Below are 345 nucleotides of genomic sequence, written 5' to 3' on the forward strand. Positions count from 1 at the left end.
GGCGTTCAAACAGCTGATGCGCGAGGGTCGCGACGTCAGCGACCAGACGGACGCCCTCATGGAGCCCGGGTTCTCGGTAGACGATCTGGCGGCCCCGACCGAGCAGTAGCCAACCGACCCCCGCCCCGTCTCGACGAACACCGATCGCGGCGACGGATTCGCGGCCAGCGACGTGCCACGGTGCTTTTCACCGTCGACGCGCTATCTCGTTTATATGTCACCCGGATCGCAAGGGCCTCCGGCCGGCTTCTTCGCCTCCTTCGTCGAGGGGTGTTCCGATCCGGTCGTCTCCGTCGACCGGGAGGGGACGGTCGTCTACGCGAACCCCGCCACCGAGGCGGTTCT

1 protein-coding gene is annotated in these 345 nt (G+C 67.2%); it reads left to right on the top strand.

Translation table 11 applies throughout. The annotated features are described in order from the left end of the window. Nucleotides 1-214: 214 nt before the first annotated feature. The coding region (locus EXE44_RS21980; protein ID WP_321167245.1) for a PAS domain-containing protein at nucleotides 215-345 on the top strand (131 nt) is incomplete at its 3' end.

Source organism: Halorubrum sp. SS7, from assembly GCF_005435055.1.
Taxonomy (GTDB): Archaea; Halobacteriota; Halobacteria; order Halobacteriales; family Haloferacaceae; genus Halorubrum; species Halorubrum salinarum.